This is a genomic window from Spongiibacter sp., assembly GCF_041602295.1.
In the GTDB taxonomy this organism is placed as follows: Bacteria; Pseudomonadota; Gammaproteobacteria; order Pseudomonadales; family Spongiibacteraceae; genus Spongiibacter.
Genome location: NZ_JBFIGO010000138.1, coordinates 1 through 5,868, shown reverse-complemented (window position 1 = coordinate 5,868; position 5,868 = coordinate 1). Strand labels below are relative to the sequence as shown.

Annotated in this window: 6 protein-coding genes; 5 read left to right on the top strand and 1 reads right to left on the bottom strand. The window is 60.7% G+C overall.

Annotation, left to right across the window (positions count from 1 at the left end; genetic code table 11):
- Window positions 1-7: 7 nt before the first annotated feature.
- Window positions 8-919, bottom strand: a complete 912-nt coding sequence (locus ABYM29_RS14495) for a LysR family transcriptional regulator (RefSeq protein WP_372865501.1) — start codon at window positions 917-919, stop codon at window positions 8-10.
- A 120-nt stretch (window positions 920-1,039) separates the two neighbouring features.
- Here ABYM29_RS14495 and ABYM29_RS14490 point away from each other — a divergent pair, with 120 nt between their 5' ends.
- The 5 genes from ABYM29_RS14490 to ABYM29_RS14470 all read left to right on the top strand — a co-directional run bounded on the left by ABYM29_RS14490 (window position 1,040) and on the right by ABYM29_RS14470 (window position 5,675).
- On the top strand, window positions 1,040-1,699 hold the full coding sequence (locus ABYM29_RS14490; RefSeq protein WP_372865500.1) for a histidine phosphatase family protein: 660 nt from the start codon (window positions 1,040-1,042) through the stop codon (window positions 1,697-1,699).
- 56 nt (window positions 1,700-1,755) lie between these two features.
- Window positions 1,756-2,985 (top strand): acyl-CoA dehydrogenase family protein, encoded by a 1,230-nt coding sequence (locus tag ABYM29_RS14485; protein WP_372865499.1) that lies wholly within the window; start codon window positions 1,756-1,758, stop codon window positions 2,983-2,985.
- Between the two features lie 10 nt (window positions 2,986-2,995).
- Window positions 2,996-4,021 (top strand): phosphotransferase family protein, encoded by a 1,026-nt coding sequence (locus ABYM29_RS14480; protein WP_372865498.1) that lies wholly within the window; start codon window positions 2,996-2,998, stop codon window positions 4,019-4,021.
- 74 nt (window positions 4,022-4,095) lie between these two features.
- Window positions 4,096-4,878 (top strand): enoyl-CoA hydratase/isomerase family protein, encoded by a 783-nt coding sequence (locus tag ABYM29_RS14475; RefSeq protein ID WP_372865497.1) that lies wholly within the window; start codon window positions 4,096-4,098, stop codon window positions 4,876-4,878.
- Window positions 4,879-4,910: 32 nt separating this feature from the next.
- A complete protein-coding gene (locus tag ABYM29_RS14470; protein ID WP_372865495.1) occupies window positions 4,911-5,675 on the top strand; it encodes a crotonase/enoyl-CoA hydratase family protein in 765 nt (254 codons plus the stop codon).
- The last annotated feature ends 193 nt before the right edge of the window (window positions 5,676-5,868 follow it).

The following is a 5,868-nucleotide window of genomic DNA, read 5'->3' as shown; positions in this document are numbered from 1 at the left end:
GCGGGGTTCAGCCCGGCAGCGCCTCGTTTATCTCTCCCGAACAGGCCAGTATTTGCTCGCGAAGCCAGCTGATGCTGGGTTCGTGGTCGGCACTTTTGTGCCAGAACAATTGCAATTCCAGCGACGGACAGTCAAAGGGCAGTGCTCGGATAACCCAGGGCCACTGTCTGGCCAGGGTATTGGGGATGGCGGCGATATAGTCACTTTGCGTCAGCAGTGCGGGCAGGCTGGAGTAGTGCTGCAGGCGCAGGGCAATGCGGCGCTGACGGCCGATACTGCGCAGTGCCAGATCGACATGGCCAGAGCCGCGGCTGCGGCTGGAAATGTGGATGTGGCGGGCGTTGAGGAAGGCCTCCAGGTCGAAGTCCTGTTCGCGCAGCGGGTGGTCTTCGCGCATGGCGCACACATAGTGGTCGCGGCGCAGTGGGCGGTAGACCAGCTCGCCGCTGTTCAGTAGCGGTGCGTCGATGGCCAGCTGCAGCTCGCCACTGGCCAGCGCCAGTGGAATTTCGCGGCGGCGCATAAATTCCACTTCGAGGTCGATGCCGGGCGCGCTGTGCTGCAGCCGCTCCAGCAGGCGCGGTAGCAGGAATATCTCGGCCTGCTCGGTGGCGTGCACGCGAAAGGTTTGCCGGGCCTGGCTGGCATTGAATTGCTGGCGGGCCTGTACGCACTGGTTGAGACCGCGCAGCGCGTCGCGCACCGGGGTAATCAGCTGGCGGGCCAGTGGGGTTGGGCTCATGCCCTGGGGGCTGCGCACAAACAGCGGGTCGTCGAGGGTGTTGCGCAGTCTGGCCAGCGCATTGCTGACGGCCGGCTGGGTGACGTGCAATACCCCGGCGGCCTTGGTCAGGCTGTGGTGGGTGTAAATGGCGTCGAACACCACAAATAAGTTCAGGTCGATACGCGATAGGTTCATGGCGGGGGCTCGTTGACGCTGCGGTAGGTATTAGTCTTGCTTATGTTTGTGAATAATAAAAATAAATTTAATTAATTAACAGGGGCCGCATAGACTGCATAGTGCATAGAAGGAGAGCTTATGAGTGAAGTCTATATAGTGCGCCACGGCCAAGCCGCCTTTGGTACCGACGATTACGACCGGCTGACCGAGCTCGGTTGGGAGCAGTCGCGCCTGTTGGGCGAGTATTGTCAGGCCCGCGAGTTGCACTTCGACGCGGTCTACACCGGCAGTATGCGCCGCCACCGGGAAACCCTGGCGGGCCTGCGCGATGTGCTGATGACAACGCCGAATGCCGAGGAGCTGGCCGGGCTGAATGAATACGACTTCCACTCGATGGTGGAAGCCTATTTGCCGACGCTCGATGAAGAGTTGGATTTAAACGATGCGCGGGATTTCTATCGCCTGCTGCGGCGCGCCCTGCTGGCTTGGAGTCGGGATGAAATTCCCGGTGTAAAGGAAAGCTGGGCGCAGTTTGAAGCCCGGGTTCGCGGCACCATGGCGAGCATTGCCGCGCAGTCGGGGCGGGTGTTGGTCGTTACCTCCGGCGGCGCCAGTAGCGCCATTTTGCGTGAGGTGCTGGGGCTGAGCGTGGAGAAAATGATTGAGATTAATCTGCAGGCGCGCAATACCGGCATCAGCCAGTATTTTTGTAAAAGCGGCGCCTTTCAGCTCAACAGCTTTAATGCCGTGCCCCACCTGGAACAGCCCCAGGACCGCCATTTGATTACCTATACCTAGCTGCGGCCGAGCGCCCAATTCACCGCGCCAGCGCACTGCCCTTTAAGGAGACAACGATGGATTTACGAGCGTCTGCCAAATCACAGGACTTACTTGCACGCCTGCAGCAGTTCATGGCTGAGCATATCTACCCCAATGAAAAGGCCTTTGCCGAACAGCTGGCGCAGGCGGATAACCGCTATGCGCCGATGCCGCTGATGGACGAGCTGAAAGCCAAGGCCAAGGCGGCCGGCCTGTGGAATTTATTCGTACCCGAAGAATACGCCCAGTACAGTGATTGCGGTGGCATGAGCTTTTTGGACTATGCCCCGCTGTGCGAGGAAATGGGGCGGGTATTGTGGTCGGCGGAGGTGTTCAATTGCAGCGCGCCGGATACCGGCAATATGGAAGTATTGATGAAGTACGCCACTGACGCCCAGCGCGAGCAGTGGCTGACGCCCTTGCTCAATGGCGACATTCGCTCCTCGTATGCGATGACCGAGCCGCAGGTGGCGTCCAGCGATGCCACCAATATCGAACTGCGCATCGAAAAAGACGGCGATGAGTGGGTGTTGAATGGCCGCAAGTGGTTTATCACCGGGGCGATGAACGAGCGCACGCAGATTTTTATTGTGATGGGCAAGAGCGACCCGGACAACGCCAGCCGCCACAAACAGCAGACCCAGGTGCTGGTGCCCAAGGGCACGCCAGGCGTAGAGATTATTCGGCCGCTGACCACCTTTGGCTACGACGACGCGCCGGTGGGCCACGCCGAGATGCGTTTTAACAATGTGCGGGTGCCGCTGGAGAACGTGTTATTGGGTGAGGGGCGCGGCTTTGAAATTGCCCAGGGACGACTGGCACCCGGCCGCATGCACCACTGCATGCGACTGATTGGCGCCGCCCAGCGCTCGCTGGAGCTGGCCTGCAAGCGCGCGGTGTCGCGTACAACCTTTGGCCGGCCGCTGAGTCGTCACCAGTCGGTGCGCGAGGAGATTTCCCGCAGTTTTTCCGAAATCGAAATGGCGCGGCTGCTGATTCTGAAAACCTGCAAGCTGATTGATGAGCAGGGGCCAATGGCGACGGTGGACATGATTGCGGCCACCAAGACCACGGTGCCACTGCTGGTACAGACGGTGATCGATCGCTGTATGCAGCTGCACGGCGCCGGTGGTTTTACCGAAGACTATATGATGGCCGAGGCCTTTAACTACGCGCGCTGGTGCCGCCAGGCTGACGGCCCGGATCAGGTGCATCAAATGGCGCTGGGCAAACAGATTATCAACCGCTATAGCGGTGAGGCATAAAGGAGATAGCATGGCTGCGTTTGAACTGGATACCGATTCGCTCTGCACGTATTTGGAGGCCAATGTCGAGGGCTTTAAGGGGCCGCTGACCGCGCAAAAATTCCCCGGCGGGCAGTCTAATCCCACCTACCGTATTGATGCCGCCAGCGGCGCCTATGTACTGCGCCGCAAGCCACCGGGAAAACTGCTCAAGTCGGCCCATGCGGTCGATCGCGAGTTTCGCGTGATGTCGGCGCTGGCCGGCAGTGCGGTGCCGGTGCCCACCATGCGCATACTCTGCGATGACGACAGCGTGGTCGGCTCGATGTTTTATCTGATGGACTACCTCGACGGCGATATTTTCTGGAATGCGGCGCTGCCTGATCACCGCCCCGAACAGCGCGCCGAGATCTACGACAATATGAATCAGCTGCTGGCCAATCTGCACAACATCGATGTTGAGGCCGTTGGCCTGGGGGATTACGGCAAGCCGGGCAATTACTTTGAGCGCCAGCTCAGCCGCTGGACCAAGCAGTACCGCGCCAGCGAAACCCAGCGGCTGGAGTCGGTGGAGACGCTGATTGCTTATCTGGAAGCCAATCTTCCCGAAGACGACGGCCAGGTGTGCCTGGTGCACGGCGACTTCCGCCTGGACAATATGATGTTTGCCAAGGGCAGCAGCGAGTTGATTGCATTGCTCGACTGGGAGCTGTCGACGCTGGGTCATCCCTATGCGGATCTGGCCTATCAGTGCATGCAGTGGCGTCTGCCCGGCGGCGCGGCGATACCCGGTTTGGGAGATGTAGACCGGCAGGCGCTGGGGATTCCCAGTGAGGCCGAATATGTGCAGCGCTATTGCCAGCGTCGCGGTATCGACGGCATCGACCATTGGGTATTCTACCTGGCCTTTTCCTTCTTCCGCCTCAGCGCGATTTTGCAGGGGGTGTACAAACGCGCCCTGGAGGGCAATGCCTCCAACGACAAGGCCAAGCAGCTCGGTGGCATGACTGGCCCGCTGGCGCAGATGGGGGTGGATATCGTCGAAGGCGGGGCTTAACAAGCGGCTGGGGAAGACGACGACACGCGGACTGATCGCGCCGGCGACGGCAACGAACTCTCAAGGAGAACAGCATGACAGAAAGAGCAACAGTACTACTCAGCCGCGATGGCCATGTGGCGACGGTTCGCCTGAATCGCCCGGATGCGCTCAATGCCTTTACTCGGCAAATGCGCAGCGACTTGCTCGCGGCCTTGCGCGAGGCCAATCAAATGAGCGGTGTGCGGGTCATTGTGATCGGCGCGGAAGGGCGCGGCTTTTGCTCGGGCGCCGACCTGACTGAAGGGCCGGGGCCGGGGCAGACCGTCGAGCGGCAATTGCTGGATGAGTACCTGCCCATTTTCAATCTGATTGCCTCCATGGAACAGACGGTGATTGCCGCCGTGCCGGGGGTGATGGCCGGGATCGGCGCGGCGTTGGCCATGCACTGCGATCTGTCGGTGATGGCCAGCAGCGGCACTATGGTGATGGCGTTCACGAATGTCGGTCTGGTGCCCGACGGCGGCGCCAGCTGGAATCTGCTGCGCGGCATGGGCTATCAGCGCGCCTTTGCGTTTATTGCCGAGGGCGGAAAATTAAATGCCGAGCAGTGTCTGCAGTTGGGCTTGGTGAATAAACTGGCCGATGCCGATCAGGTGCTGGCCGAGGCGCAGGGCTGGGCGGCGGCGTTGGCAGAGCGTGCGCCGATTGCGCTGCGCGAAACCAAGGCGCTGCTGCGCGGCGCGGCGGCGCAGACCTTTCAGCAAACCTTTATGGCAGAGGCGAGCGCGCAGAATACCTGCCTGGGCAGTGACGATGCGGCCGAGGCCATCGGTGCATTTTTTGAAAAGCGGAAACCGGTTTTTAGCGGCAAATAACGCCACAAGATAACCATAAAAAGGAGTACAGGATGGCAGATGAAGTACTGGTCAGTATTGACGATGGGGTGATGCTGGTAACGATTAACCGGCCCAAGGCGAAAAACTCCGTCAACCTGGCGGTGGCCAAGGGTATTGCGCAGGCGATGGAGGACTTGGATGGCAATGCCGATATTCGCGCGGCCATTCTGACCGGGGCCGAGGGCAGTTTTTGTTCGGGCATGGACCTCAAGGCCTTTGTCACCGGTGAGTTGCCGATGATCGAGGGGCGCGGCTTTGCCGGCCTGGTCGAGGCGCCGCCGCGCAAGCCGCTGATTGCTGCGGTGGAGGGCTACGCGCTGGCCGGCGGCTTTGAGCTGGCCATTAGCTGCGACCTGATTGTCAGCGCCGCCAATGCCAAATTTGGCATACCGGAAGTGAAACGCGGCCTGGTGGCCGGCGCCGGCGGTCTGCTGAATTTGCCGCGGCAAATTCCCCGCCGCGTGGCGATGGAACTGGCGCTGACCGGCGATGCTATCGACGCCGATCGCGCTTATGCGCTGGGGCTGATTAACCGCGTTGTCGAGCCCGGCCAGGCCTTGGCCGAGGCTCGCGCGCTGGCGGCGAAAATTGCCGCCAATGGCCCGATGGCGGTATTGGCCAGCAAGCAGATTATGCGGGAGTCGGCGGAGTGGTCGGCGCAGGAGCTGTTTAGCAAGCAGAATGAAATCGCCCTGCCGGTGTTTGCCAGTGAAGATGCCATTGAAGGGGCCACGGCCTTCGCGGAAAAGCGCCCGCCCAACTGGAAGGGCCGCTAGCGCCGCCAACCCTCCAGCATATTCATCCTCCAGACCCGGCTCCGTGCCGGGTTTTTTGTGCCGCCTGCAGACGTGAAGGAGGCCGGCGCAAACAGTGTCACAGCGCACAGTTTGTAAAGCGTCGCTTGCCGAGTCGCCGTTTGCTGCTATGTTACGTTTCGGTAATGTTTTCGGCGTGTACTTTCGTCGTGTC

Coding starts and splice junctions, on each gene's coding strand:
- ABYM29_RS14470 (WP_372865495.1), top strand. CDS start 4,911: ATGGCAGATGAAGTACTGGTCAGTATTGACGATGGGGTGATGCTGGTA.
- ABYM29_RS14495 (WP_372865501.1), bottom strand. CDS start 919: ATGAACCTATCGCGTATCGACCTGAACTTATTTGTGGTGTTCGACGCC.
- ABYM29_RS14485 (WP_372865499.1), top strand. CDS start 1,756: ATGGATTTACGAGCGTCTGCCAAATCACAGGACTTACTTGCACGCCTG.
- ABYM29_RS14480 (WP_372865498.1), top strand. CDS start 2,996: ATGGCTGCGTTTGAACTGGATACCGATTCGCTCTGCACGTATTTGGAG.
- ABYM29_RS14490 (WP_372865500.1), top strand. CDS start 1,040: ATGAGTGAAGTCTATATAGTGCGCCACGGCCAAGCCGCCTTTGGTACC.
- ABYM29_RS14475 (WP_372865497.1), top strand. CDS start 4,096: ATGACAGAAAGAGCAACAGTACTACTCAGCCGCGATGGCCATGTGGCG.